General features: G+C 67.1%; 25 protein-coding genes. 16 read left to right on the top strand and 9 right to left on the bottom strand.

Features of this window, described 5'->3' with window-relative positions; translation table 11 throughout:
* Positions 1-8: 8 nt before the first annotated feature.
* From AC10V3_RS06255 to AC10V3_RS06275, 5 genes are all read right to left on the bottom strand, one after another.
* A complete protein-coding gene (locus AC10V3_RS06255) occupies positions 9-3,575 on the bottom strand; it encodes an indolepyruvate ferredoxin oxidoreductase family protein (protein WP_022534323.1) in 3,567 nt (1,188 codons plus the stop codon).
* Between the two features lie 90 nt (positions 3,576-3,665).
* Positions 3,666-4,700, bottom strand: a complete 1,035-nt coding sequence (locus AC10V3_RS06260) for an Ldh family oxidoreductase (protein WP_022534324.1) — start codon at positions 4,698-4,700, stop codon at positions 3,666-3,668.
* Complete coding sequence (locus AC10V3_RS06265; RefSeq protein WP_022534325.1) at positions 4,697-5,401, bottom strand: GntR family transcriptional regulator; 705 nt, start codon at positions 5,399-5,401, stop codon at positions 4,697-4,699. Before AC10V3_RS06265 ends, AC10V3_RS06260 begins: the two co-directional genes overlap by 4 nt.
* 6 nt (positions 5,402-5,407) lie before the next feature.
* Positions 5,408-6,562 (bottom strand): UxaA family hydrolase, encoded by a 1,155-nt coding sequence (locus tag AC10V3_RS06270; protein ID WP_349609326.1) that lies wholly within the window; start codon positions 6,560-6,562, stop codon positions 5,408-5,410.
* A 5-nt stretch (positions 6,563-6,567) separates the two neighbouring features.
* A complete protein-coding gene (locus tag AC10V3_RS06275; protein ID WP_022534327.1) occupies positions 6,568-6,858 on the bottom strand; it encodes a UxaA family hydrolase in 291 nt (96 codons plus the stop codon).
* A 217-nt stretch (positions 6,859-7,075) separates the two neighbouring features.
* Between AC10V3_RS06275 and AC10V3_RS06280 the strand changes: the two genes are divergently transcribed.
* The 11 genes from AC10V3_RS06280 (at position 7,076) to AC10V3_RS06330 (ending at position 15,681) form a co-directional block, all read left to right on the top strand.
* Positions 7,076-7,537: a hypothetical protein gene (locus AC10V3_RS06280; protein ID WP_022534328.1), complete on the top strand. Its 462-nt coding sequence runs from the start codon at positions 7,076-7,078 to the stop codon at positions 7,535-7,537.
* Entirely contained in the window at positions 7,527-7,892 is a 366-nt protein-coding gene (locus tag AC10V3_RS06285) for a hypothetical protein (protein ID WP_349609324.1), read from the top strand. Before AC10V3_RS06280 ends, AC10V3_RS06285 begins: the two co-directional genes overlap by 11 nt.
* A 61-nt stretch (positions 7,893-7,953) precedes the next feature.
* Positions 7,954-8,925 carry a zinc-binding dehydrogenase gene (locus tag AC10V3_RS06290; protein WP_490923293.1) on the top strand — a complete coding sequence of 324 codons (972 nt, stop codon included), beginning with the start codon at positions 7,954-7,956 and terminating at the stop codon, positions 8,923-8,925.
* 34 nt (positions 8,926-8,959) lie between these two features.
* A complete protein-coding gene (locus AC10V3_RS06295) occupies positions 8,960-9,754 on the top strand; it encodes a TauD/TfdA dioxygenase family protein (protein ID WP_041681312.1) in 795 nt (264 codons plus the stop codon).
* Between the two features lie 117 nt (positions 9,755-9,871).
* Positions 9,872-10,990, top strand: coding sequence for a Re/Si-specific NAD(P)(+) transhydrogenase subunit alpha (locus AC10V3_RS06300; protein ID WP_349609320.1), 1,119 nt, complete (start codon positions 9,872-9,874; stop codon positions 10,988-10,990).
* 22 nt (positions 10,991-11,012) lie between these two features.
* Positions 11,013-11,363: an NAD(P) transhydrogenase subunit alpha part 2 gene (locus AC10V3_RS06305; RefSeq protein WP_022534333.1), complete on the top strand. Its 351-nt coding sequence runs from the start codon at positions 11,013-11,015 to the stop codon at positions 11,361-11,363.
* Positions 11,360-12,829, top strand: a complete 1,470-nt coding sequence (locus AC10V3_RS06310; protein ID WP_022534334.1) for an NAD(P)(+) transhydrogenase (Re/Si-specific) subunit beta — start codon at positions 11,360-11,362, stop codon at positions 12,827-12,829. The genes AC10V3_RS06305 and AC10V3_RS06310 overlap by 4 nt, the downstream gene beginning before the upstream one ends.
* Before the next feature lie 23 nt (positions 12,830-12,852).
* Positions 12,853-13,641, top strand: coding sequence for an SDR family NAD(P)-dependent oxidoreductase (locus AC10V3_RS06315; protein WP_022534335.1), 789 nt, complete (start codon positions 12,853-12,855; stop codon positions 13,639-13,641).
* 29 nt (positions 13,642-13,670) lie between these two features.
* Positions 13,671-14,732 carry a phosphotransferase family protein gene (locus AC10V3_RS06320; protein WP_022534336.1) on the top strand — a complete coding sequence of 354 codons (1,062 nt, stop codon included), beginning with the start codon at positions 13,671-13,673 and terminating at the stop codon, positions 14,730-14,732.
* Between the two features lie 203 nt (positions 14,733-14,935).
* Complete coding sequence (locus AC10V3_RS06325; protein WP_022534337.1) at positions 14,936-15,190, top strand: hypothetical protein; 255 nt, start codon at positions 14,936-14,938, stop codon at positions 15,188-15,190.
* Positions 15,191-15,342: 152 nt separating this feature from the next.
* The gene (locus AC10V3_RS06330; protein ID WP_349609314.1) at positions 15,343-15,681 is read left to right on the top strand and encodes a hypothetical protein; all 339 of its coding nucleotides are present in this window, start codon (positions 15,343-15,345) and stop codon (positions 15,679-15,681) included.
* Positions 15,682-15,795: 114 nt separating this feature from the next.
* On the opposite strand, the gene AC10V3_RS06335 is transcribed toward AC10V3_RS06330, so the two are convergent.
* A complete protein-coding gene (locus tag AC10V3_RS06335) occupies positions 15,796-16,560 on the bottom strand; it encodes a helix-turn-helix domain-containing protein (protein ID WP_374063650.1) in 765 nt (254 codons plus the stop codon).
* Positions 16,561-16,990: 430 nt separating this feature from the next.
* On the opposite strand from AC10V3_RS06335, the gene AC10V3_RS06340 reads away from it, so the two are divergent.
* A complete protein-coding gene (locus tag AC10V3_RS06340) occupies positions 16,991-17,578 on the top strand; it encodes a hypothetical protein (protein ID WP_022534340.1) in 588 nt (195 codons plus the stop codon).
* 53 nt (positions 17,579-17,631) lie between these two features.
* Here the strand turns inward: AC10V3_RS06340 and ppk2 are convergent, their stop codons facing one another.
* Together ppk2 and AC10V3_RS06350 are read right to left on the bottom strand one after the other, a co-directional pair.
* On the bottom strand, positions 17,632-18,513 hold the full coding sequence (gene ppk2, locus AC10V3_RS06345) for a polyphosphate kinase 2 (protein ID WP_022534341.1): 882 nt from the start codon (positions 18,511-18,513) through the stop codon (positions 17,632-17,634).
* A 39-nt stretch (positions 18,514-18,552) separates the two neighbouring features.
* On the bottom strand, positions 18,553-19,125 hold the full coding sequence (locus AC10V3_RS06350) for a BPSL1445 family SYLF domain-containing lipoprotein (RefSeq protein WP_022534342.1): 573 nt from the start codon (positions 19,123-19,125) through the stop codon (positions 18,553-18,555).
* A 420-nt stretch (positions 19,126-19,545) separates the two neighbouring features.
* On the opposite strand from AC10V3_RS06350, the gene AC10V3_RS06355 reads away from it, so the two are divergent.
* The 4 genes from AC10V3_RS06355 (at position 19,546) to AC10V3_RS06370 (ending at position 23,362) form a co-directional block, all read left to right on the top strand.
* Positions 19,546-20,970: a DUF3300 domain-containing protein gene (locus AC10V3_RS06355; protein ID WP_490923296.1), complete on the top strand. Its 1,425-nt coding sequence runs from the start codon at positions 19,546-19,548 to the stop codon at positions 20,968-20,970.
* A 20-nt stretch (positions 20,971-20,990) separates the two neighbouring features.
* On the top strand, positions 20,991-21,908 hold the full coding sequence (locus AC10V3_RS06360) for a DUF2950 domain-containing protein (protein WP_022534344.1): 918 nt from the start codon (positions 20,991-20,993) through the stop codon (positions 21,906-21,908).
* Between the two features lie 32 nt (positions 21,909-21,940).
* The gene (locus AC10V3_RS06365; protein WP_374063669.1) at positions 21,941-22,276 is read left to right on the top strand and encodes a hypothetical protein; all 336 of its coding nucleotides are present in this window, start codon (positions 21,941-21,943) and stop codon (positions 22,274-22,276) included.
* A gap of 219 nt (positions 22,277-22,495) precedes the next feature.
* Positions 22,496-23,362, top strand: a complete 867-nt coding sequence (locus AC10V3_RS06370) for a pirin family protein (protein ID WP_022534346.1) — start codon at positions 22,496-22,498, stop codon at positions 23,360-23,362.
* A gap of 97 nt (positions 23,363-23,459) precedes the next feature.
* On the opposite strand, the gene AC10V3_RS06375 is transcribed toward AC10V3_RS06370, so the two are convergent.
* Positions 23,460-24,608 carry a porin gene (locus AC10V3_RS06375; protein ID WP_022534347.1) on the bottom strand — a complete coding sequence of 383 codons (1,149 nt, stop codon included), beginning with the start codon at positions 24,606-24,608 and terminating at the stop codon, positions 23,460-23,462.
* Positions 24,609-24,940: the final 332 nt, after the last annotated feature.

The following is a 24,940-nucleotide window of genomic DNA, read 5'->3' on the forward strand; positions in this document are numbered from 1 at the left end:
TCTCTGGTTTATGCCGCTTCAGTGGCTTTGATTTTTCCCGGCTGCGCGCCCCCTTGCTGCCATTGCCCCATCAGCCGCTCCCACCGCGTGCGCGTGGCCGCCAGGTTGCGCGCCTTGACATGGCCGTAGCCGCGGATCTCCTGCGGCAGTCGGGCAATCTCCAGCGCCAGGTCGAGGTTGTGCGCGGAAAGTGCCGGCAGCAAGGCTTCCACGCTGCGCCGGAATTCACCGATCAGGGCTCGCTCCTCCTTGCGCTCCAGGGTGTAGCCGAAAGGATCGAATGCCGTGCCGCGCAGGCCCTTGAGCCGGGCCAGTACGCCGAACGCGGTGCGCATCCACGGGCCATAGGTGCCCTTTACCGGTTCGCCGGCCTGGTTCTTCCTCGCAAACAGGGGAGGGGCCAGGTGGTGCACCAGCCGGACCTTGCCTTCGAACATCGATGCGATCTGCTGGCGGAATGCGGCGCCGGTATGCAGGCGAGCCACCTCATATTCGTCTTTATAGGCCATCAGCTTGAACAGCGAGCGGGCCACGGCTTCAGTCAGGCGGGTGCCGCCGATGACCGATTCCGCCGCCTTCACGCGGCCCACGAACGACTCGTATTGCGCCGCATAGGCCCGGTTCTGGTAGCCGGCCAGGAATTCGGCGTGCTTCTTCATGAGTTCCTCGACCGGCACCTTGCGCACGAACTGGATCACCTGCGAGCCGGCCGGCTGCGCGGGAATCTTCGACATATCGTGGGCGCACAGCCGGCCCCATTCGAAGGCCGCCTTGTTGCTGTCGACCTGCACGCCGTTGAGCTCGATGGCGCGCATCAGGGCCGCGTGCGACAGCGGTACCTTGCCTTTCTGCCACGCATAGCCGAGCAGCAGCAGGTTGGCGTAGATCGACTGGCCGAGCAGCTGCTTCGCCACCTCTTCGGCGTCGAAGCTGGCGAGCTGGCCCTTGCCGACGGACTGCACGATCCTGCCCACGGCCTCGCCGACCTGGGGATCCCAGTCCGGATTGCGGACAAAGGCGGCGGTCGGGGTGAGATGGCTGTTCAGCACCACATAGGTCCGCGCCGGCGACATCGCGGCCAGCGAGGTCTTGCTGGCCGCGACCACGGTATCGCAGGCGATCACCAGGTCGGCCATGGCCATGTCGACGCGGCTCGCGTGCAGGGCGTCCGGGCTGGCGGCGATCTGGATGTGGCTCCAGGTGGCGCCGCCCATCTGCGCCATGCCGGTCGCGTCCTGGGTGATCACGCCCTTGCCTTCGAGGTGGGCGGCCATGCCCAGCACGCCGCCGATGGTGACGATGCCGGTGCCGCCGATCCCCGCCACCACGATGCGCTGCGGCTTGCCGGCGTCCGGCAGCGTGGGCATCGGGATGACCGGAGGCGTGGCGCGGCCGCTCGCGGTGGTGGCGGGCTTCTTCAGTTGGCCGCCTTCGACCGTGACAAAGCTCGGGCAGAAGCCCTTGGTGCAGGAGAAGTCCTTGTTGCAGGTATCCTGGTTGACCTTGCGCTTGCGCCCGAAGTCGGTTTCCACCGGCTGCACGGCCAGGCAATTGCTTTGCACGGAGCAGTCGCCGCAGCCTTCGCACACCAGCTCGTTGATGACCACGCGCTTCGCCGGATCGACCATGGTGCCGCGCTTGCGCTCGCGGCGCTTCTTGGTGGCGCAGGCCTGGTCGTAGACGATCACGGTCACGCCGGGCACCTCGCGCAGCTCGCGCTGCACGGTATCGAGCTCATCGCGGTGGCGCACGGTGACGCCGGCGGCGAGGTTGTCGACACCCTTGTACTTGCCCGGCTCGTCCGTGACAACGACGATCTGCCGGGCGCCTTCGGCGGCCAGTTCGCGCGTCATCGCCGGTACGTCGAGCTGGCCGTCCACCGGCTGGCCGCCGGTCATGGCCACGGCGCTGTTGAACAGGATCTTGTAGGTCAGGTTCACGCCGGCATGGATCGACTGGCGCACCGCCAGCAGGCCGGAGTGGTTGTAGGTGCCGTCGCCCAGGTTGGCGAACATGTGAGTGCGCTTGCTGAACGGTGCCTGGCCCATCCAGTGCACGCCTTCGCCGCCCATCTGCGACCAGGAAGTGGTCGAGCGGTCCATCCACACCACCATGCCGTGGCAGCCGATGCCGGCCGTCGCGACCGAGCCTTCCGGCACGCGGGTGCTGGTGTTGTGCGGGCAGCCCGGGCAGAACCACGGCAGGCGGTCGGTGGCGCGCGCATCGCCCTGGCCGGTGGTGCGTTCCTTTGTTTCGATTTCCTGCAGGCGCAGGTCCATGCGCGCGGCCACGTCGGCCGGCACGCCCAGCGCCTTGAGCCGCTGCGCGATGGCCTTGGCCACCAGCGCCGGGGACAGGTCAGCCTTGGCGCGCAGCAGCCAGTCCTCGGCCGGCTTGCGGTGGCTCCATTCGCCGCCGGCGCCGTCGGTGTGGTGGAACTTGCCGAAGACGGCCGGGCGCGCAGCGGGCGGATAGTGGTACAGCTCGTCCTTGAGTTGCTGCTCGATCACGGGACGCTTCTCCTCGACCACCAGGATTTCACGCAGCCCACGCGCAAAGTCGCGCACGCTGTCAGGCTCCAGCGGCCATACCACGCTGACCTTGTGCAGCCGGATGCCGAGCGCGCGGCAGGTGGCGTCATCCAGCCCAAGGTCGAGCAGGGCCTGGCGCGTGTCGCTGTAGGCCTTGCCGCTGGCGATGATGCCGAGGCGGTCGCCGGATCCCTCGATCACGTTGCGGTTCAGGCGGTTGGCGCGCACATAGGCGAGCGCGGCCGGCCACTTGAACTCCATCATGCGCGCCTCGGCCGCGAGCGGATCGTCGGGCCAGCGGATATGCAGGCCGCCGTCGGGCAGGGCGAAGTCTTCCGGCAGCAGGATGCGCACGCGATCCGAGTCGGTGGTCACCGAGGCGCCCGATTCCACCACCTCCTGCACGGTCTTCATGCCGGCCCACAGCCCGCTGAAACGGCTCATGGCCAGGGCATGCACGCCCAGGTCGAGGATGTCCTGCACATTGGACGGAAAGAACACCGGCAGCCCGCACGCCATGAAGGTGTGGTCGCTCTGGTGGGCCAGCGTGCTGCTCTTGGAGACGTGGTCGTCGCCGGCGAGCGCGATCACGCCACCCAGCGGCGAGGTGCCGGCGAGGTTGGCATGCTTGAGCGCATCGCCGCTGCGGTCGACGCCGGGGCCCTTGCCATACCAGATGCCGAACACGCCGTCGTAGCGCTTGCTGGCGGCATCGAACTCCAGTTGCTGCGAGCCCCAGACCGCCGTGACGCCGAGTTCTTCGTTGACGCCGGGTTTGAAGACCACGTGGTTGTCGGCAAGATGCTTCTTTGCCTGCCACAACGCCTGGTCATAGGTGCCGAGGGGCGATCCGCGGTAGCCAGAAATAAAGGCGGCAGTGTTGTGGCCGGCCGCGGCGTCGCGCTTGCGCTGCAACAGCGGCAGGCGTACCAGCGCCTGCACGCCGCTCATGTAGGCACGGCCGGCATCCAGCGCGTACTTGTCGTCGATCGACACGGCTTGCATGGCCTGCCGGGCTGCGTCGGGGAGTATTGGAGCATTCATAAGGGCGGTTTCAGGCAAACAGGGTTGAGCGGGGGCTGCCGGCGTGCGTTGGCACCCGGATCTCTGGCAATACTGGTGACGGAAGCGGCGCTAGCCGGGGAGGGGGATGCCGAGGGTCCGGCCGAGCGTGCTCAGTTCCCGCACGACCGCGTCGGGCAGGACGATGCCTTGCTCGCGGCCTTCGCGTTCGAGCGCTTCGCCACGGTGTCCGGGCAGCCGGGCGTCGGCGCCGCCGGCGGCAAGATAATTGCCGGTCCACTGCGCCATGTAGTCGGCGAACAGGTCCTTGCCGGCAAAGGCGTCCGGCTTGACCACCCAGACAAAACCGCCCTGGCGGCCTACCGCGCCGGCGCCTGAGACGGTGTTGCGCGCGGGAGAAAGCGCGTCCGCGGTGGCGGCCATGGCGCCGGCCAGGCACTCCACCATCATGGCGATGCCGATGCCCTTGTGCCCGCCGGTGGGCAGCAGCGAGCCTTCCAGCGCGCGTTGCGCATCGGTGGTCGGGTGGCCGTCGGCGTCGAGCGCCCAGCCCGCGGGAATCGGCTTGCCTTCACGGGCGGCCAGCAGGATATGGCCGCGTGCGGCAACGCTGCAGGCCACATCGAAAACGATCGGCGCCGCGCCCGGCAACGGGCAGCCGAAGGCGATGGGGTTGTGCCCGATCGCGGCGCGGGCAAAGCCTTCCATGCCCAGCATGGGCGGCGTGCGCTGTCCGACCATGCAGAAGGCACCGGCCTCGGCAGCCAGCAGCGCCGGGATGCCCAGCGCGCCGAGATGGCCGCACGATTGCACGGCAACCAGCACGGACGCGCACGATTGCAGCGCCTCCAGCCCCAGTTGCACGGCGCGCGGGCCCGCGATCTGGCCCATGGCGCCGTCGGCGTCCAGCACGATCCCGCCCGGGAAGGCCTTGTGCGACATCTCGGGGCGCGGGTTGAAATCGCCCGCACGCAGGCGTTCGACGTAGGAGGGGACCCGCGTCAGGCCATGCGTCTTGTAGCCGCGCAGTTCGCTGCGCACCAGCGCGGCGGCGGCTTCCGTCGCGTGGTCGGGCGCCACGCCGCACGACTCGAAGACAGCGGCGGTCCAGCGCGCAAGGCTGTCGGTGTTCCAGCGGATACTCATGTGGACTTCTCCCGCACGATCATCAGGCGCTCCGCGAACGGGGCGGCATAGACCGACTGGTAGTAGAGCGGCTGGTCGCGCAGCGTGTAGCCACGCAACTCCATGATGAATGCCGGCGCCTCCGGGTCGAGCCCAAGTTCCTGCGCGGCCACGGCCGGGGCCGGGCCGAAGCGGATCCACTGGTCCACGCGCAGCGTCGGCAGCGACAGGCGCTGGCCGATCAGCTCGCGCAGGTTCTTCTCCAGGGCATCGCGGTCCAGCCCGCCGAGTTGCGCGAAATCTTCCTCGCGCAGCCAGAACTCGCTGTAGAGGTCGAAGTGGCCGCCGACGCTGATCACGCGCTCGATGCGCACGTAGCCGTCACCGGCGAGGAACTCCGACCACGGTCCCTTGCGCTTGATCCGCTTCACCGAGCGCGCGTGGACGTAGGACGGCAGTTCGTTGCCCTGTTCATCGCGGAAGCGCAGGTAACGGACATCCGCCGGCGCCACGCGCGTCCCGGAGACAAAGGTGCCCCGTCCCTGTTCGCGCGTGATCAGTCCAGAGTGCGTGAGCCGCGCCAATGCCTTCTGGATCGTGCCGACGCTGACCCCATGGAAGCTGGCGAGCTCGCCCTCGGAGGGCAGGCGATCGCCCTCGCGCAGTGCGCCGGATTCGATGGAGCGGATGATCGCGTCGGAGACGCTGCTAAGTTTGGTCATGGTTGTTCAGAGGCTCAGTGCGAATCGACTGACCGCGGTCTCCCGGATATCGAGCACCTCGCTGGTCAGCCGCGTGCCGGATGCGATGTCCATCGCATAGCCATACAGCTGCTCGCCGAGGTCGGCGATCTTGTCCCCGTTCTGCAGGACTCCGCTGACGTCGAAGTCAATGTTGTCGGCCATGGTGCGCAGGGTATTGACGTTGCCGCACACCTTGACGGTCGGTGCCACCATGCTGCCGATCGGATTGCCCACTCCCGTGCCGAAGAAGGTGAGCTGGCATCCGCCGGCAGCTAGCGCAGTCAGATTTTCCACTGCCGCGGCCGGCGCGTCCATGAAATGCAGCCCCTTCTTCTGCGGTGCCTCGCCATAGCGCAGCACGCCCACCAGCGGGCTGGTGCCGGCCTTGGCCATGGCACCCAGCGCCTTTTCCTCGACCGTGGTCAGGCCGCCGCGCTTGTTGTCCGGCGAAGGCTGGTCCTCGCGCATGTCGACACCGCGCGAGATCGCCAGGTTTTCCATGTTGCGCACCGCCGTGACAAAGGCCTCGCGCACCCGGCCATCGGCCGCGCGCTCGGCGAACAGGTGCTCGGCGCCGATGAACTCCGAGGTCTCGGAGATGATCACGGTGCCGCCCCCGGCGACCACCATGTCCGCCATGCGGCCGATCACCGGGTTGCAGCTCAGCCCGGAGGTGGTATCGGAACCGCCGCACTCGACGCCGATCACCAGCGACGACACCGGGCACGGCACGCGGCGCGCTTTCGACGCGGCCAGCGACAGCCGGGTGGCCTTGCGCGTACCTTCGGCAATGCACGCGACCGTGCCGTCGGGCTGCAGGTGCACGCATTCGACCGGCTTGCCGGTGGTGCGGATGCGGCGCGCGACCTCTTCCGTCGACGATTCTTCCAGGCCCACCAGCAGCACCGCGGCGATATTGGGATTGCGGCCCAGGCCCGCCAGCGACTCGAACGCGAAATCCAGGTCGGCGCCGAACTGTCCGCGCACGAACAGCGTCGTGACCGGGATGCAACCGCCCACGGTGCGGGCAATGGTGCGGGTGACCGGATTGCAGTTGTCCATCACGGACACCACCGCGACCCAGTTGCGCACGCCGACTGCGCCGTTCTCGCGCGGGTATCCGAGGAAGGTTGTTGTCATCTGCATTACCCCTTTTGCAGGTCGCCGCGGGCACGCGCCGACTCGATGTTGTGAACGTGCATGTGTTCGCCGGCGCGCACCGCGCGGCTGGCGCGGCCGATCACCTGGCCGTACTTCAGGATGGTTTCTCCCTCTACCGTGTCGGCGATGCAGATCTTGTGGCCGAACGGCACGTCTTGCAGCAGCACCAGCTTGCCTTGTCGCTCGCCTTCCAGCGCGCAGGCTTCGCCGGCCTGGCCGGCATCCAGCAGGGTGGCCACATTGTCGGCCGGGTTGAGTACGATGGCTCGGGGCATTGATCAACTCCTGTATATGTGTTGAGATCAAATGTAGGGAGTCGACCGGCATGTAGTCAAGGTTAAATAGGGGGACTCAGCGAAAACCACTACTCCTACAGTAAAAGTCCTATATAGAAGTTTGTTGACTTCGGCCCAGCCGCTGTCTATTGTCATGACAACGGCGATGTTGTCAGCGCCGGAGCCATCGACGCAGTGAACCTAGGAGAGGGCGGACATGAACGTCATGTCACACAAGGAGAAGATCGCGAAGCTGCAGGCCCTGCGCGCACGGCTGGATCCGCTGCAGGATTTCGGCCTGTGGTTCTGGGCAGGCATGACTGCCGGCACCCATGCCGTCAATGCAGCACTGCACCAGGCGGGCATCACGCTGGACGACGACCGCTTTCCAACGCAGCCCGGCGTCTACCTGGTGCCGCAGCCCGATGGCAGTCTTAAGCCGGCGTTCCGGCCCCTGGGCGACGTACTGCATGTCGGCCGCCCCAAAGTGGAGGGGCCGGTGCCTGCCGATATCGCCGAGATGATGGAAGCGATGGAGCACATCGAGCACTATCGCGATCCTTGCCTGCGCGAGGGGCTGGCGCCCACCGCCGAGATTGCCGAGGGTTGTGACGCCGCGCTGCGCCGCTGCCTGGACTTGCTGGAAGCGCGCCTGGAGGGAGCCCGCCATGGACATTGAGCAGCACATGGCGATGGCGCGCAGCATCGAGGCATCGCTGCAGAAGTGCGCCAGCGCCGACTACGAGATGACCATCGAAGGCGCGATGCTGGCGGGCACGCACTGGCTGAATGCCTTGCTGCACAAGCTGGGCGCGACGCCGCCGCAGGCGGATGTGTTCCACACCTACCTGCTGACGGTCAATGAATTCCGGCGGCTGGCGGTGGCGGCGGAGAAGCCGCTGCATGCCCTGGCCGCCATCGAGGACACGCGGGCGCCGTTCGTACGCGGCAACTACCCAGGTGGCGAAGCTGCCGCCGAACGGGCGCTGGAGCTGTTGTCGCTGATCCGCGCGACGGCGCTGGGCGGCGCGTAGTACAGGTATTCGCAGCAGACACAGCAAGAGATACGTCGAGAGACAGGAAAAGGAGACAGCAGTGAAGGCAGTCCGTGTAGTGCCGGGCCCCGAGGGCGGCAAGGTCGAAGTGCAGGATATCCCCGTGCCGGTGGCGGCAGCGGGGCAGGTAATGGTGAGGGTGCGCGCTGCGGGCCTTAACCGTGGCGAGATCAACCAGGCGAGGGAGCTGCGCTCGGGCAACACGATCACGACCGGCGTCGAGTTTGCCGGCGAGATCGCGGAAGTCGGCGAAGGCGTCAGCTGCTGGCGCAAGGGCGACCGCGTGATGGGCCATGGCCGCGGCTGCCAGGCGGAGTATGTGGTGGCCGACCCGATGGCGCTGATCCCGGTGCCGGACGGCCTGTCGTGGATCGATGCCGCGGCGTTCCCCAACGTCTTTATCACCGCGCATGACGCACTGGTCACCAACGGCCGGCTGGTGGCGGGCGAGTCGGTGCTGGTCAACGGCGCCTCGGGCGGCGTGGCGATGGCGGCGATCCAGATCGCCTCGCTGATGGGCGCCCGGCCCGTGATCGCGTCATCGCGCTCGGCGGCCAAGCTGGACAAGATCAGCCAGTTTGGCGTGGATGTCGGCATCGACGCCTCGCAGGACGACCAGGTCGAAGCGGTCTTGCAGGCCACCGACAACAAGGGCGTCGACATCATCATCGATACCGTCGGCGGCCCGGTGTTCGAGGCCAATATGAAAAGCCTGGCGGTCAAGGGCCGCCTGGTGAACATCGCGCGGCTGGGCTCGGCGACCGCCCAGATCGACCTGACGCAGCTCTGGCTCAAACGCCTGCAGCTGATCGGCGTGACCTTCCGCACCCGCACGGAACAGGAGCGGCTGGAATGCATCCAGGCCTGCGCGCGCGACCTGCTGCCCTTTTTGCGCGCGGGCCGCGTGCGCCTGCCGATCGATCGGACCTTTGCCATGACGGACATCGACGCCGCGCATGCGTACATGAAGCAAGACCAGCACGTCGGCAAGATCGTGTTGCTGGTCGACTGATTACACAGAGAAGCGACAGACAAGAGGAGACATGATGACGATCCAGATCAAGCCGCTGACCGGCTCCGTGGCTGCAGCCGTGACCGGTGTCGACCTGAACCAGCCGCTCGACGACGCCAGCTTCGAGATCCTGCACCGGGCGTTCCTGGAGCATGGCGTGCTGGTGTTCCGCGGCCAGCATCTGCAGCCGGCCGCGCAGGTCGCGTTCGCCCGGCGCTGGGGCAAGCCGGTGCAGGGCAACCCCCTGCTCAAGGGCCTGACCGAGTTCCCGGAACTGGCCCAGGTCACCAAGATTCCGAAGGAGACCGCCTCGACCGAGGCCTGGCATTCCGACTCGATCTATACCGAGGTGCCGCCCAAGATCTCGATCCTGTCGGCGGTCACCATCCCCATCGGCGGCGACACCATGTGGTGCAGCCAGTACGTCTCGTACGACCGCCTGTCGCCGGCGATGCAGCGCATGATCGAAGGGCTGCGGGCCCGCTTCTCGGGCGCGCGGCTGGCCAGGATGACCGGTTCGGACAAGGTGCCGACCGCGGTGCACCCGATCGTGCGCACGCACCCGGAGACCGGGCGCAAGGCGCTCTATGTCGGCCACCCCGACACCGCGCAGTGCATCGAAGGCATGACCGAAGCGGAGAGCCGCCCGCTGCTCGACTTCCTGTATGAGCACTCGGTGACGCCGGACAACGTCTACCGGCATATGTGGCAGGAGGGCGATGTGGTGATGTGGGACAACCGCTGCACCATGCACTACGCCGTGCACGACTATGGCAATGCCGACCGCGTGCTGAACCGGGTCACGCTGGAAGGGGAAGTGCCCCGCTGAGCTGTACCGCCAAAACCGGCGCCGCGCCTTGCCCGTTGATCCGGCATGCGGCGCCCGGCACACAGGTTGCCCGTCCACCCCCGACGCACGGAATGCACGGGAACAAAGGAGATTGAAATGCTGATAGGGATCCCGACTGAGACGCGGGCGGGGGAGGCGCGCGTTGCCGCAACGCCGGAGACCGTGAAGAAATACGTGGCACAGGGCCACCAGGTCGTATTGCAGGCTGGCGCGGGCGTTCGTGCCAGCCAGACAGACAACGCCTATGAGGCCGCTGGCGCGCGCATCGGCACCGCTGCCGAGGCGCTGGGCGCGCAACTGGTGCTGAAGGTGCGCGCGCCGGACGAAGCCGAGCTGGCGCAGATGAAGCCGGGCGCCGTGCTGGTCGGCATGCTCAATCCCTTCGATGCCGAGAACAACGCGCGCATGTCCGCCGCGAACATCACCGCCTTTGCGCTGGAAGCCGCACCCCGCACCACGCGCGCGCAGAGCATGGACGTGCTGTCGTCGCAGGCCAACATTGCCGGCTACAAGGCCGTGCTGGTGGCCGCGCATCACTACCAGCGCTTCATGCCGATGCTGATGACCGCCGCGGGCACCGTCAAGGCGGCGCGCGTGCTGATCCTCGGCGCCGGCGTGGCTGGCCTGCAGGCCATCGCCACCGCCAAGCGGCTGGGCGCGGTCATCGAAGCCTCCGACGTGCGCCCCGCAGTCAAGGAACAGATCGAATCGCTCGGCGGCAAGTTCCTCGACGTCCCATTCCTCACCGACGAAGAGCGCGAGATCGCGCAGGGCGTGGGCGGCTATGCGCGCCCGATGCCGCCGGACTGGATGAAGCGCCAGGCCGAACTGGTGCACCAGCGCGCGATCCAGGCCGACATCGTCATCACCACCGCACTGATCCCCGGCCGCAAGGCGCCGGTGCTGCTGCAGGAAGCGACCGTGCAACAGATGAAGCCGGGTTCGGTGGTGGTCGACCTGGCCGCCGCGCAAGGCGGCAACTGCCCGCTGACGGTGGCCGACGAAGTGGTCGAACGCCACGGCGTCGTGCTGATCGGGCACACCAACCTGGCCAGCATGGTCGCGGCGGACGCCTCGGCGTTGTACGCGCGCAATGTGCTGGACTTCCTCAAGCTGCTGATCGACAAGGACAGCAAGCTTGTGATCAACACCGACGACGACATCGTCGCGGCCTGCCTGATGACGCGGCGCGAAGAACTGGCGTTGGCCAGCTGAACGGGCAATCAAGGAGATATCGATGGAAATGGTTAGCCACACGGTGATCAACCTGATCATCTTTGTACTGGCGATCTACGTGGGCTACCACGTGGTCTGGACGGTCACCCCCGCGCTGCACACGCCGTTGATGGCGGTGACCAATGCGATCTCGGCCATCATCATCGTCGGTGCCATGCTGGCCGCCGGCCTGACCGAGGGCTATGTTGGCCGCGCAATGGGCACGCTGGCGGTGGCGCTGGCGGCCGTGAATGTGTTCGGCGGCTTCCTGGTCACGCAGCGCATGCTGGAGATGTTCAGGAAGAAGGCACCCAAGGCGCAGGCTGAAGCCAAGGGGCAGCCCGGCGGAAAACTGGCGGAGGTAGCGCAATGAATGGCCTGTCGATGAATATGGTGACGCTGTCCTACCTGGGCGCGTCTGTGTGCTTTATCCAGGCCCTCAAGGGGCTTTCACACCCGACCACGGCGCGGCGCGGCAATACCTTCGGCATGGCCGGGATGCTGGTGGCGGCGCTCACCACGGTGGCGCTGATCTTCAAGCTCAAGAGCGAGTTGTTGTCCGGCGGGGCGGACCCGTCCGCGCCGGGCACCGGCGTGGCGCTGATCCTGGCGGCGCTGGTCGTGGGCGGCGGCATCGGCGCCTATGTGGCGAAGAAAGTGCAGATGACCAAGATGCCCGAACTGGTCGCGGCGATGCACTCGCTGATCGGCCTGGCCGCGGTGTTTATTTCGGTGGCGGCAGTGGCGGAGCCCGCTGCCTTCGGCATCACGGCTGCCGGATCGCACGACATTCCGCTGGGCAACCGCATCGAGCTCTTCATCGGCTGCTTTGTCGGTGCCATCACCTTCTCGGGTTCAGTGATCGCCTTCGGCAAGCTGGCAGGGCGCTACAAGTTCCGCCTGTTCCAGGGCGCACCGGTGGTGTTTGCGGGCCAGCACTGGCTGAACCTGCTGCTGGCGGTGGCGATGGTGGGCTTCGGCATCGCGTTCTTCCTGACGCAGACATGGATGCCGTTCCTGATCATGCTGGCGCTCGCCTTCGTGCTGGGCGTGCTGATCATCATCCCGATCGGCGGCGCCGACATGCCGGTGGTGGTGTCGATGCTGAACTCGTACTCGGGCTGGGCGGCGGCGGGCATCGGCTTCTCGCTGAACAACCCGATGCTGATCATCGCGGGTTCGCTGGTGGGTTCCTCCGGTGCGATCCTGTCGTACATCATGTGCCGGGCGATGAACCGCTCGTTCTTCAACGTGATCCTGGGCGGCTTCGGCAGCGACGCCGCAGCCGCGAGCGGGCCGGCAGGGCAGGCCCAGCGCAACGTGAAATCGGGCTCGGCCGATGACGCCGCCTTCCTGATGGGCAATGCGGAGACGGTGATCATCGTGCCGGGCTACGGCCTGGCGGTCGCGCGCGCCCAACACGCGCTCAAGGAGCTGACCGAAGCGCTCACGGAAAAAGGCGTGATCGTGAAATACGCGATCCACCCGGTGGCGGGCCGCATGCCCGGCCATATGAACGTGCTGCTGGCCGAGGCCGAGGTGCCGTACGACCAGGTCTTCGAGATGGAAGACATCAACAGCGAGTTCGGCCAGGCCGACGTGGTGTTGGTGCTGGGCGCCAACGACGTGGTCAACCCGGCGGCCAAGAACGACCCCAAGTCGCCGATCGCCGGCATGCCGATCCTAGAGGCGTACAAGGCCAAGACCATCATCGTCAACAAGCGCTCCATGGCGGCCGGCTATGCCGGCCTGGACAACGAGCTGTTCTACATGGACAAGACCATGATGGTGTTCGGCGACGCCAAGAAGGTGGTCGAGGACATGCTCAAGGCCGCCTGAGCCCACTGCAGAGGAGACAAGCAATGAACCAGCAAGAACGCAACCTCGGCCTGTTTGCCGACCTGGAGGGCAAGGTGGCGCTGGTGACCGGCGCCTTTGGCGGCCTGGGCCTGCATTTTGCGCAGACGCTGGCGCGCGCCGGCTGCAAGGTGGCACTGGCGGGCCGGCGCGTGGCCGAAGGCGAGGCCGTGCTGGCGGACGTGCGCAGCCAGGGCGGGCAAGGCTGCGTCGTTGCGCTTGACGTGAGGGATCCGGCATCGGTCGGTGCGGCGTTCGAGGCGGCGCGCCAACAGCTCGGCCCGGTCCAGGTGGTCGTCAACAGCGCCGGCATCGCCACCACCGGGCCGGCCCTGGAGGTGGAGGAGGCTGCCTGGCAGGGCGTGATCGACACCAACCTGAACGGCGCCTGGCGCGTGGCGCAATGCGCGGCGCGGATGATGCGCGAAGCCGGCAGCGGCGGCAGCATCGTCAATATCGCGTCGATCCTCGGCCTGCGCGTGGCGCAGCAGGTCCCGGCCTACACCGCGGCGAAGGCGGGCCTGATCCACCTGACGCGCTCGCTGGCACTGGAATGGGCGCGCCACGGGATCCGCGTCAACGCGCTGGCGCCGGGCTATTTCGAGACCGACATCAACCGCAGCTTCTTCGACACCGACAGCGGCCGGGCCATGATCGGGCGCATTCCGCAGCGCCGGCTCGGCCAGCCCCGCCAGCTCGACGGCGCGCTGCTGCTGCTGGCCTCGGATGCTTCCGACTACATGACCGGTACGGTGCTGCCCGTGGACGGCGGCCACGCGGTCAGCTCGCTCTGAGCCCACCCGCAATCGAGGAGAGCGATCCGATGCAACAAGCCCTTGCAGTCCCCGCCGCCACTGGCGGTTCGGGTTTCGACAGCGCCGCCCTGGCAGCGCTGCTGCACGCAGAAGGCCTGATCGACCGGCCTGAACTGACCCTGGAGCGCCTTGCCGGCGGCCAGTCCAATCCGACCTACCGGCTGGCCTGCGGCGCGCAGCAGTACGTGCTGCGCACCAAGCCGCCGGGGCAGTTGCTGTCGTCCGCCCATGCCATCGACCGCGAGTACCGCGTGATGCACGCGCTGCGCGACAGCGACGTGCCGGTGCCCCGGGTCTGCCTCTACAGCGAAGACACCTCGATCCTTGGCACACCCTTCTACCTGATGGCGTTCCTGCAGGGCCGCGTGATCTATGACCAGGCCCTGCCGGGCCAGTCCCCGCGACAGCGCGCCGCGATCTACCGCGAGATGAACCGCGTAATCGGCGCCTTGCACCGGGTGGACTACCGCGCCGCAGGCCTGGCGGACTATGGCAGGAGCGGCGGCTATGTGGCGCGCCAGGTCGCCCGCTGGGCCGGCCAGTGCCGCGACACCGGCATGGACGACAACAAGGCGCTGGCGGCGCTGGCAGAGTGGCTGCCGCAGCACGTCCCCGACGCGGAGCAGACCAGCGTGGTGCATGGCGACTACCGCATGGACAACCTCGTCTTCCATCCCACTGAGCCCCGCGTCATCGGCGTGCTCGACTGGGAGCTGTCCACGCTCGGCCACCCGCTCGCGGACCTGGCCTACCACTGCATGAGCTGGCATATTCCGGCCGACCTGTGGCGCGGCATCGGCGGGCTCGACCTGCAGGCGCTGGGCATCCCCGATGAGGCGACCTACCTGCGCTGGTACGGCGAGACCAATGGCACGCACGCGCTCGAACACTGGGACTTCTATCTCGCCTACAACTTTTTCCGGCTGGCGGCGATCATGCACGGCATCGGGCAGCGTGCCAGGAGCGGCAACGCCGCCGCGGCGGATGCCGTGGAGACCGGCAGGAAGGCGGTGCCGCTCGCCGAGCTGGGGTGGCAATTCGCCATGCGCTACCGCGCGGCAGGGCGCTAGCGTCGACGTACGGTCCGGTGCCGGCCGGATCGAAGCCTCCGCGGGTGACGGAATCTGCCCTGGGTTCCTTATCGGGAATCAAAGTTTGCCTTCCGATCCGGCCTAGCTTAAAGATAGGAAGGGGAGATGGCCCGCGGATTCATGGCGGCATCGGAACCGGTTACCCCACGCTGTCTGGCATCCCGAGCCTTCAGGAGACGTCAATGAGTGTGCTGATGCTAACGAATATCGACACGGCGACCACCGACGAGGAAATCCAGGAATTCATCGGTCGCTACGGCTTCCCGGCCTTCGATGAAATCGAACGCCTGCCGGGAGACGGCACCCGCCCGGCGGTGTCGCTGCATTTCAATGCGGTCGAGGATGCCGCGCTGCGGCTCCTGCAGCCGCGCATCAACCACCTGTTCTGGAAGCAGCGCAAGGTGGACGCGATGGTGCTGAACGAACGCTTCGAATAGACCGCGGCCGCGGCCGCGGCTGGCGGGCATGTGGGTCCGGTGCTGCCGCGCTTGCCCGATTCCGGGCAGGCAGTGCCGGAGGAGCCGAGATGAACAGGCGATACAGGGTCTTGCGGGCGCTTGCATGCCTTGCCGCATGCTTGGCCGGCGCCATGGCGGCAGGGCCGGCCGTTGCCTACTTCGACCACTACCTTGGCGGCACCATCGTCGGCACGCTCACGCCGGAGCAGGTCACTGCGTTGACCGACGTCTTTCGCAGGACGCTGGAGCAGGGCGCCGACGGGACCCGGGTGGCGTTCAGGCTGCCGCCTGACACGCGCGAGCGGCAGGTTGAAGGTTCCTTCACGCCATTGCATTCCCGGCACGACCGCGGCGACCGGTGCCGGCAACTGCGCAGTGAATTCCGTCGGGCCGGCGAAACCGAAGCCTGGACCGGGTGGTACTGCAAGGAGAAGAGCGGGGAATGGAAGTCGCGCAAGCTGCGGCTGTAGACGGGCACGAACCCTTCGGGCCGGGCGCTACGCAGGAACCGGCCAAGGCGATCTGGGATAAGCATCATCGTTTCAGACGCCGTAGGAGTCCCATCTCTTCCGGCAGCGAGGATATCAGGAAACGCAATGCCGCTGCCCGCGCCCCAGGCGCTCCAGCCCTTCGGTATCGACCAGCGTGACGTGCTTGCCGCGCACCGCGATCAGGCCCTCCTGCTGCAGCCGCGAGAAGGTGCGGCTGACGGTTTCCAGCGTCAGGCCGAGATAGCTGCCGATATCTTCCCGCGTCATGCGCAGATGGAAATCGCTGCCGGCCTGGCCGCGCGCGTTCAGGCGTGCCCGCACATCCAGCAGGAAGCTGGCGACGCGCTGTTCCGCGCCATGGCTGCCGAGCAGCATCAGCCGCGTCGATTCGCGCACGATCTCTGCGCTCAGCAGGCGGTGGATCTCCTGCTGCAACGACTGGACCTCGCGGCAGAGCGCTTCGAGCTGGCTGAAGGCGATATAGCCCGCCACGCAGTCTTCCAGCGCCGTCGCATCGCAGTGATGACTTTGCGTGCTGATCCCGCCCAGGCCGAGGATGTCGCCCTGGAGGAAATAGCCATTGACGTGCTCATGGCCGTCCGCATCGGAGACCACGGTCTTGACGGTGCCCGAGCGCAGCTTGTAGATGCTCTCGAAGCGGTCGCCGGCGCGGAACAGGGCCTCGCCTTTGCGGACCAGGCGCCAGCAAGTCATGACGGATTGAAGCGTGCCCAGGTCGACCTCGGCCGGGGCGTCCTGGCTCCATCGGCGCAGGGCTGCCGTTGTGGGCCAGCAGGCGCTTTCTGTTGCTGCCGCTATCGCACTGTCGCTGGCCGCGTGCGCGCCGTCCCATGTCATGTCGGCGTATGGTGCTTCAATACCTCGTCTGGACTGATGGGCGTCTAGCATTGCATACCCCCTGTGGGTCGGATGCCGCCTCGGCGCTATCCCATCCCGGGTGGATGGAAGGCCGTGTACGGGTTGCCTCACGGTACGTATTCAATACCTAAATGAGGACAAAGAACAGCGAGCGTGGCGGACATGGATATCCGAAGTCACTCAAGGCCCTGCTCGCCAGACCCCCCATCCGAGGGGGGGCGCTACCCCAGAGGGCCGTGGCCTGAGCCGCCGGGGCCGATACCCGTCAACCTTGCCCCGGATCAATTTCCTGCGGACGGACTCGCCTAGATTGAATGAGGCCAGCCGGTGCGGCTTCGTGCACAGCCAGGGCGCCGCGCCGGGCCGGGACGTCGTCCCGGGCCAGCTTTCCATTCCAGAGGAGCACAGCATGAAGAAAACAGCATTGATGGGCATGGCCATCCTGGGCCTGGCGCTGCAGACCGCGGTGGCACAACCCGAAACCACGGTCGACGTCCAGCGCTCGCAGGGCCAGGCGACGGCGACCGGCACCGCGACCGTAAAGGCCACTGTGGTCGCCATCGACCGTGGCACCCGGACCGTGACGCTGAAAACGACAAAGGGCAAAACCACCCAGCTGATTGTGGGGGAAGAGGCGCGCAATTTCGATCAGCTTGCCGTCGGCGACGTCGTGACCGCGCAGTATCGGGAGGCCGTCTCGCTCAGCCTGACCAAGGCGTCGGGGCCGCTCACGGCGACGGAGCGGGCCACGGAAGAACGCGCGGCGCCCGGTGCCAAGCCTGGCGGGGTGGTCGGCAGGGAGGTCACGGTGACGGCCGACGTGGTGGCGGTGAACGCTGCCAGCAAGACCGTGACGCTCAAGGGCCCGAAGGGCAACCAGATCGATCTGCTGGTAGAGGATCCCGGACAACTGAAGTCGGTGAAGAAGGGCGATCGGGTACAGGTGGTGTACACCGAGGCCATGGCGATTTCGGTGGAGCCTGCCAAGAAGAAGTGAATGCTGGCAGCCCGGGGGCTCACGCGCCCGGGATTGCCAGCCGGGGACCGCGGCTAGTATCGCTCTTCCACATACCGATATTGATAGTCCGGCTCCCGGTATCCGCCCGCCTTCTGCCTGGCCGGCAGCTTGACTGGCTTGCGCTCGATCTCCTTGTACGGGACCTGTGCCAGCAGGTGCGTGATGATGTTCAGGCGCGCCCGGCGCTTGTCATTGGAATTGGCCACATGCCACGGGGCATAGTCGGTATCGGAGGCGGCAAACATGGCGTCGCGCGCGCGTGAATAGTCGTACCAGCGGCTGTACGAGCGCAAGTCCATGTCGGTGAGCTTCCATACCTTGCGGCCGTCCTGGATGCGTCCCTGCAGGCGGCGGGTCTGCTCTTCCGGGCTGACCTCGAGCCAGTACTTGATCAGGATGATGCCGGAATGCACGATGGCGCGTTCGACCAGGGGCACGGCCCGGAGAAACTCCTCGGCCTGCGTTTCGGTACAGAATCCCATCACGCGCTCGACGCCGGCGCGGTTGTACCAGCTCCGGTCGAAGATGACGATCTCTCCCGCGGCGGGCAGGTGCGGCAGGTAGCGCTGCACGTACATCTGGCTCTTTTCGCGATCGGTCGGCGCGGGCAGGGCGACCACGCGGAAGACGCGCGGACTGACGCGCTCCGTGATGGCCTTGATGGTGCCGCCCTTGCCGGCACCGTCGCGGCCTTCAAACACCACGCAGACCTTGGTGCCGCTTGCCTGCACCCATTGCTGCAGCTTGACAAGCTCGACATGCAGCGGGAAGAGTTCCTTCTGGTACGCCTTCTCTGACATGCGCTCGCGCGGCTGCTGGTCCGGCTCTTCCTCGCGGCTGCCAGCCGCGCCCGGCTCGCGCGGCTCGGTGTCGGTCCGGTCCTTGTCCTGGCGCTTCCCTTTTCCCTTGGCCATGATGCTCCTCCACCGCCGTCCCGTTGCCGCGGGGTCCGGTCAGATTTCCAGCTTCGTGATCTTGGTGCCTTCCAGCGACAGGTTGGCCATCAAGCCGGCGTTGGTGACGACAAAGCCCACGATGGGCGCGCGTACGGTGTTGGTGTCCAGGTCGCCGCCCGCGCCGATCTTGGCCACGGCAATCGAACCGTCGACGCCGGCGGTCCAGCCCTTGCTGGCCTGGAATTTCTGCAGCGCGTCCGGCGTCATGAACATCAGGATCACAGCCTTGGACTGGGCCCCGGCCTGCAGGCCGAACGAAGCCGACGTCGTCCTGTAGTAGGCGACCGACTGGCCGCCGACACGCAGCGCGCCTTCGCCGTATTCGCCGCCGACGACAAAGCCGGCGGCCAGGATGCGCGGGAACACCAGGATGCCTTGCGCCTTCTGCGCCAGCTCGTTGGCGCCGCGCGCGGAGGAAAAGAGCCGGCTCATCGCACCATCGACACCGGCATCGATCTCGCGGCGCTTGGCGGCGGCATCGGTGCTGCTGCCTGTGCCGGTGGTGGTGCAGCCGGTAGCCAGGGCGGCAATCGACGCGGAGGAAATCAGGAGAAAGTCACGGCGCTTCATGGCAGCCTCGCAGGTTATTTGAGGATCAGGGGCGTACTGCAGGTGCCGCGGAGGAAAGCGCGCAGCCGATTATTCCTGTGCTGGCTTCTGGCATGGTCGACGTCCCGCTTTCAATGCCCCGCCATGCAGCATCCGCCGTTGTGCGCGCGCACGCGGGTCGCTTTTACGATAGAAACCATGCGGGGTTGAATCCTGACGCCGATCAATTTTTTTATCGAAATCGCCGCCGCCGTGCTTGCAAGGCATTGATTTGAAATCTGTTGTATTCCCGGGATTGTCGTACTACCTTCGTAGCGCGTATGGAGCAAAATCCGCTCCGGATATTGGCTGGCATGGCACGCAGCAGGAAGACATCCTCCCGCTTGACGCGCTGGCACAGCCCGCCGTGGATGGCGACGTCACCGGCTGCGAGGAGGGAACATGGCCTTTCTGGTCAGGCGGCTGCTTCAGTGCGGCTGGGCATGGCTGTTTGTCACGCTGATGGCGGGAGCGGGCGGTGCCGCGGCACAAGACGTACAGAATCCGCCACCCACCTTCAAGCCGGAGGAGCTCGAGGCGCTGGTCGCGCCGATCGCGCTTTATCCCGATTCCGTGCTGTCGCAGGTGCTGATGGCCTCCACCTATCCGCTGGAGATCGTGCACGCGGCGCGCTGGGTCAAGGCCAATCCCAAGGTCAAGGGCGACGCCGCGGTCAAGGCCGTGGCCGACCAGCCGTGGGATGTCAGCGTGAAGTCGCTGGTGGCCTTCCCGCAGGTGCTCGAACCGATGAATGACAAGCTCGACTGGACGCAGAAGCTCGGCGACGCCTTCCTGGCCCAGGAGAAGGATGTTCTGGCGGCGGTGCAGCGGCTGCGCAACAAGGCGCAGCAATCGGGCAACCTCAAGACCACCGAACAGCAGAACGTCATCGTCGAGCCCGCGACCAGTGCGGCGCCGGGCGTGCAGACCGTGGTGCGCATCGAGCCAGCCGATCCGCAGGTCATCTACGTGCCGGCCTACAACCCCACCGTGGTCTACGGTTCCTGGGGCTATCCGTCCTATCCGCCGTACTACTGGCCGCCGTATCCCGCCTACTATCCGGGCGCCGCGCTGGCCACGGGCTTTGCCTGGGGCGTCGGGCTGGCCGCCGCCGGGGCGATCTTCGGCAACTGCAACTGGGGTGGCGGCGACGTGAATATCAATGTCAACCGGGCCACCAATATCGACCGCAACTTTGACCGTACCAAGGTACAGTCCGGCGGGCGCTGGCAGCACGACTCCAGCCACCGGCAGGGCGTGGCCTACCGCGACAATGCCACCCGCGAGAAATTCTCCCGCGACGTGCCGGGCGCGGACCGGCGCAATGAGTTCCGGGGCCGCGAGGGTGGCGCCGGCGTGTCCGACCGCGCGGCGCGTGACCGGGCAGGCGGGCAGGACCGGCCGGGTGCCGGGGATCGGGCCGGAGACCGGGCGGGTGACCGGGCGGGTGACCGCGCCGGAGACCGGGCCGGTGATCGGGGCGGCGAACGGGGCGGGGTCTCTGACCGGGCCGGAGTCTCCGATCGAGGCGGCGTATCTGACCGGGCCGGCGTGTCGGATCGCGCAGGGGCTGCCGATCGGTCACGGGGCGGCGGCGAACGGGCCTCCACCGTAGCCGACCGCGGCGGCGGCGGACGGGACAACGCATTCCAGGGCGTGGGCGGCGGCGCGTCACAGCGCGACTTCGATCGCGGACGCTCCAGCATGCAGTCGGCCGGAGGCCGCGCAGGCGGCGGCTACAGCGGCGGCGGCGGTGGACGTGGCGGCGGCGGATTCAGCGGTGGCGGCGGTCGTGGCGGCGGCGGCGGACGCGGTGGCAGGCGCTAGCGGACCAGGGAGCCTCGATCATGACGTCACCACTAAGCCTTGCCCGATACCTGCCTGGCCGCCTGGCCTGCGCGCTGGCGCTTGCGCTCGCGCTGACCGTTGCCGGCATGCACGCCGCGCACGCGCAGAAGCCCTTCAAAACCCCCGAGGCCGCCATGAACGCCTTTGGCGAGGCCGTCGCCACCAGCGACGACGATGCCATGAAGGTGCTGCTTGGCGCGAAGTTCCACGACCTGATCCCGCCAGTCGGCGCCGACATCCGGTACCGCTTTCTCGAGGCCTGGCGGATTTCGCATGCGGTCCAGCCAGAGGGCGACAGCCGCGCCCGCATCGCCGTAGGTAATGACGGCTGGACCCTGCCAGTCCCGCTGGTGAAGACAGCGAAGGGCTGGCAGTTCGATACGCGTGCCGGGGTCGACGAGATGCGCATACGCCGCATCGGCCGCAATGAACTCGCGGTGATCCAGACCATGCTCGCGGTCTACGACGCCCAGCGCGAATACGCCCGGACCGACCATGACGGCGACGGCTTGCTGGCCTACGCGGGCAAGCTTGCGAGTTCGCCGGGCAAGCAGGACGGGCTGTACTGGCCGACGTCGGACGGCGCACCGCACAGCCCGCTCGGGGCCGCCTTCCTGACGGCCGGCAAGCGCAATCCGGGGCAGGGCGGCTATTACGGCTATCACTACAAGCTGCTGACGGCCCAGGGCCCCAACGCACCCGGCGGCGCGTACAACTATGTCGTCAATGGCAAGCTGTTCGGCGGCTTTGCCGTGCTGGCCTGGCCGGTACGCTACGGCGACACCGGCGTGAAGAGCTTCATGGTCAGCCACGACGGCCAGGTCTATGAACGCGACCTGGGACCCGACAGCGCCGGCAAGGCCGCGGCGACCAAGACCTTCGATCCCGGGCCGGGCTGGACCAAGGTGACACCGTGACGCACGTGCTCCGGATCCTGGCGGGCGTTGCCATGCTCGGCGCGGTGCCGGTGCTGACGGCATGCTACCCCTACCCTTACTACCCGGCGGAAGTGGTCCCGACCACCTACCCGGGGCAGCAGCCCAGCCGCTACGACCGCGCCTTTGCCGCGGCTGCCGGCGCCATGCGCGACCAGGGCGTGTCGATCAGCACGGAGGATTCCTCGTCCGGCACGGTGGCCGGCACCCGCAACAACCGGATGGTGACGGCCAGCGTGCGCCGGCAGGCGGACGGCACGGTGCGGGTGCAGTTCGACGGCAGCGACCCGGCGGATCCCGGCCTGCTCGAGCGCATCTCGCGCAGCTACGACGCGCGCATGGGCCGCTGAGGCGCGTTGCTCGATCGCCAGGCGCGCCAGATCGGACGGGCATGACGCGCAAGAGGCTGCCGGCCCTCGGCATCGTTCCAATGACGGAACGCTGAAGCGCAATTCCGCTGACTACAGCGCGCGACGCCCCACACCTATCATCGCTCCATGGATCAGTGCCATCCGTCTCCCGGCCGCATGGTGCGGCCGGGGTCCGGTCCGGCATTTACGGAGATCGACATGAAGCGCATCCTGGGTGTCTACAGCGCACCCCGTTCGCACTGGGTCGGAGACGGCTTTCCGGTGCGCTCGATGTTCTCGTACATGAGCCACGGCAAGCAGCTCAGCCCGTTCCTGCTGCTGGACTATGCCGGGCCGGCGGACTTTACGCCGACGCAGCGCCCGCGCGGCGTGGGGCAGCATCCGCACCGCGGCTTCGAGACCGTGACTATCGTCTACAAGGGCGAGGTCGCGCATCGCGATTCGACCGGGCAGGGCGGGGTGATCGGCCCCGGCGACGTGCAGTGGATGACGGCAGGTGCCGGCATCCTGCATGAGGAATTCCATTCGCCGGCCTTCACGCAAAGCGGCGGGGCGCTGGAGATGGTGCAGCTGTGGGTCAACCTGCCGGCCAGCGACAAGATGACCGCGCCGGGCTACCAGTCCATCCTGGACCGCGATATCCCGGCGGTGCCGTTGCCCGGCGATGCGGGTTCCGTGCGCGTGATTGCCGGCGAGTACGGTGGCAAGGCCGGGCCGGCGCGCACTTTTACGCCGATGCATGTGTGGGACATGCGGCTCAACCAGGGCGGCACCGCCGCGCTGCAATTGCCGCAGGGCTGGCATACCGCGCTGGTGGTGCTGCGCGGCAAGGTCACGGTCAATGCCGAGGCCACGGTGCGCGACGCGGAAATGGTGGTGCTGGACGGCGCCGGCGAAGATGTGAGTATCGAGGCCGGCGCCGATGCGGTGGTGTTGCTGCTGAGCGGCCAGCCGATCGACGAACCGGTCGTCGGTCATGGACCGTTCGTGATGAATACCGAGGCGGAGATTGCACAGGCCTTCGAGGACTTCAGCAGCGGGCGCTTTGGCAGCATGGCCAGGTAGTGCCTCCGCGGCTGGCAAGCCATCGGTGTTCTGAGTCACCAGGGCGCTCTCCTCTCCCGCCCGCGGGAGAGGGAGCAAACCGGCGGCAATCGGAGGTTCAGAAGATCTGCCGGATCCCCACGATCGCGCCCACCATGTTCTTCTGCCCGGCCATCGTCGGGTACCGGAAGGCAAAGGCGGTTGCCGCGCTGTCGAAGCTCAGGCCGCCGTTGTGGGCGTAACCCAGCGACAGGTACACGTCGGTGCGCTTGCTGAAGTTGTAGTCGGCAATAAAGCTGACCTGCTGCATATTCGCCGGATTGGTTTCCGGAGCGGTGGCAGTGGCGCGCGTGCCCTTGACGTCGGCGTAGTAGTAGGCGAGCGACAGGCCCAGCGCCGGCGTGGCCTGGTAGTTGACGCCGGCCCACCAGTAGTCGTCGCGCAGCAGGGTGTTGCCGTTGGCGAACTCGCCCTTGTTGTAGCGATAGCCGAGGGTGAACTTGAACGGGCCGGTGTTGTACAGGGCGGCAGCGCCGAGCTTGGTCATGGTGCCGGGCTGGCCGGTCACCGCCGCGGGACGCCACACGTCCGCACCGATCGACGCGCCGAAGCCGCTGCCGTTCAGGTACATCAGCGAGCCGCCATAGGCGATGTTGTCGCTGAAATGCCCCGGCACCTCGCCGGCGCCGCCGTTGGCCAGCAGCACGGCGGCGTTCTGCACGGCCACGCCGGCACCGAACGAGAAGTGGGCCACGGCCTGCAGCGGCCCGAACTGGCCGGTGTACTTGACCATGTTGTCTTCGCGGTAGTTCAGGCCCATCCACCAGATGCCCGGCTCATAGGTGGCGGCAAAGCGCATCGGGGCGAAGTTGGCCATGCCGTCGAAGAACGAGGTGTATTGCCTGCCGAAGGTCAGCTTGCCGATCCCCTTGTTCTGCAGGCCGACATAGGACTGGCGATTGAACAGCGGCGCGCTCATCAGGTTGCCGCTGTCCCACTGGAAGCCGCTTTCCAGCACGAACAGGGCCTGGTTGCCGGCGCCGAGGTCTTCCACGCCGCGCAGGCCCCAGCGCGATGCGGACAGGCCGCCTACCTGCGGCATGCCAAAGCGGCTGCCCCCCTGGGTTGGCGTCGTGGCCGATGCCGCTACCCGGTTGACGTATTCGATCGATCCGTCGATGACCCCGTACAGCGTCACACTGGATTGTGCATGGGCGGTGCCTGCCGCTGCCCCAAGCACGGCCAGGGTGATAAGCGATTTCTTCATGCTAAGTCGTCTCCTGTCTGTATTTATGAATTCGGCACGCGAAGGTGCCACCATCTGGGCGCCGCGCGTGGTGTGTGCGTGGCGGCCGTGGCTGAGTGCCGGCGGCATGCAGTGGCCGGCGGCCCCGGGTGCTGTGACCGGGTCGAATTCATTAGACCTGTGTGCGTGATATCGGGCCCCCTCCTAAAAGGAGTGGATTGGGGGATGGGTGTTGCAGCGACGCACAATTGATGGCAGGTGGTGACTACCTATTGATTTGAATCAACAAAGGCGGCGCTGGTGTGTGGGGTTTTGGATGTTCTGCGGCTGCGGTTTGCGTCTGGTAGCTGCTC

Source organism: Cupriavidus sp. PB-02 (assembly GCF_058252315.1).

Bases quoted from the DNA above. Each gene is read 5' to 3' on its own strand.
- AC10V3_RS06365 (WP_374063669.1), top strand. From the start codon at position 21,941: ATGCTCGGCGCGGTGCCGGTGCTGACGGCATGCTACCCCTACCCTTAC.
- AC10V3_RS06270 (WP_349609326.1), bottom strand. From the start codon at position 6,562: ATGACAACAACCTTCCTCGGATACCCGCGCGAGAACGGCGCAGTCGGC.
- AC10V3_RS06360 (WP_022534344.1), top strand. From the start codon at position 20,991: ATGACGTCACCACTAAGCCTTGCCCGATACCTGCCTGGCCGCCTGGCC.
- AC10V3_RS06260 (WP_022534324.1), bottom strand. From the start codon at position 4,700: ATGAGTATCCGCTGGAACACCGACAGCCTTGCGCGCTGGACCGCCGCT.
- AC10V3_RS06370 (WP_022534346.1), top strand. From the start codon at position 22,496: ATGAAGCGCATCCTGGGTGTCTACAGCGCACCCCGTTCGCACTGGGTC.
- AC10V3_RS06285 (WP_349609324.1), top strand. From the start codon at position 7,527: ATGGACATTGAGCAGCACATGGCGATGGCGCGCAGCATCGAGGCATCG.
- AC10V3_RS06320 (WP_022534336.1), top strand. From the start codon at position 13,671: ATGCAACAAGCCCTTGCAGTCCCCGCCGCCACTGGCGGTTCGGGTTTC.
- AC10V3_RS06350 (WP_022534342.1), bottom strand. From the start codon at position 19,125: ATGAAGCGCCGTGACTTTCTCCTGATTTCCTCCGCGTCGATTGCCGCC.
- ppk2 (WP_022534341.1), bottom strand. From the start codon at position 18,513: ATGGCCAAGGGAAAAGGGAAGCGCCAGGACAAGGACCGGACCGACACC.
- AC10V3_RS06280 (WP_022534328.1), top strand. From the start codon at position 7,076: ATGAACGTCATGTCACACAAGGAGAAGATCGCGAAGCTGCAGGCCCTG.
- AC10V3_RS06375 (WP_022534347.1), bottom strand. From the start codon at position 24,608: ATGAAGAAATCGCTTATCACCCTGGCCGTGCTTGGGGCAGCGGCAGGC.
- AC10V3_RS06340 (WP_022534340.1), top strand. From the start codon at position 16,991: ATGAAGAAAACAGCATTGATGGGCATGGCCATCCTGGGCCTGGCGCTG.
- AC10V3_RS06335 (WP_374063650.1), bottom strand. From the start codon at position 16,560: ATGACATGGGACGGCGCGCACGCGGCCAGCGACAGTGCGATAGCGGCA.
- AC10V3_RS06355 (WP_490923296.1), top strand. From the start codon at position 19,546: ATGGCCTTTCTGGTCAGGCGGCTGCTTCAGTGCGGCTGGGCATGGCTG.
- AC10V3_RS06300 (WP_349609320.1), top strand. From the start codon at position 9,872: ATGCTGATAGGGATCCCGACTGAGACGCGGGCGGGGGAGGCGCGCGTT.
- AC10V3_RS06275 (WP_022534327.1), bottom strand. From the start codon at position 6,858: ATGCCCCGAGCCATCGTACTCAACCCGGCCGACAATGTGGCCACCCTG.
- AC10V3_RS06310 (WP_022534334.1), top strand. From the start codon at position 11,360: ATGAATGGCCTGTCGATGAATATGGTGACGCTGTCCTACCTGGGCGCG.
- AC10V3_RS06325 (WP_022534337.1), top strand. From the start codon at position 14,936: ATGAGTGTGCTGATGCTAACGAATATCGACACGGCGACCACCGACGAG.
- AC10V3_RS06315 (WP_022534335.1), top strand. From the start codon at position 12,853: ATGAACCAGCAAGAACGCAACCTCGGCCTGTTTGCCGACCTGGAGGGC.
- AC10V3_RS06255 (WP_022534323.1), bottom strand. From the start codon at position 3,575: ATGAATGCTCCAATACTCCCCGACGCAGCCCGGCAGGCCATGCAAGCC.
- AC10V3_RS06330 (WP_349609314.1), top strand. From the start codon at position 15,343: ATGGCGGCAGGGCCGGCCGTTGCCTACTTCGACCACTACCTTGGCGGC.
- AC10V3_RS06305 (WP_022534333.1), top strand. From the start codon at position 11,013: ATGGAAATGGTTAGCCACACGGTGATCAACCTGATCATCTTTGTACTG.
- AC10V3_RS06265 (WP_022534325.1), bottom strand. From the start codon at position 5,401: ATGACCAAACTTAGCAGCGTCTCCGACGCGATCATCCGCTCCATCGAA.
- AC10V3_RS06295 (WP_041681312.1), top strand. From the start codon at position 8,960: ATGACGATCCAGATCAAGCCGCTGACCGGCTCCGTGGCTGCAGCCGTG.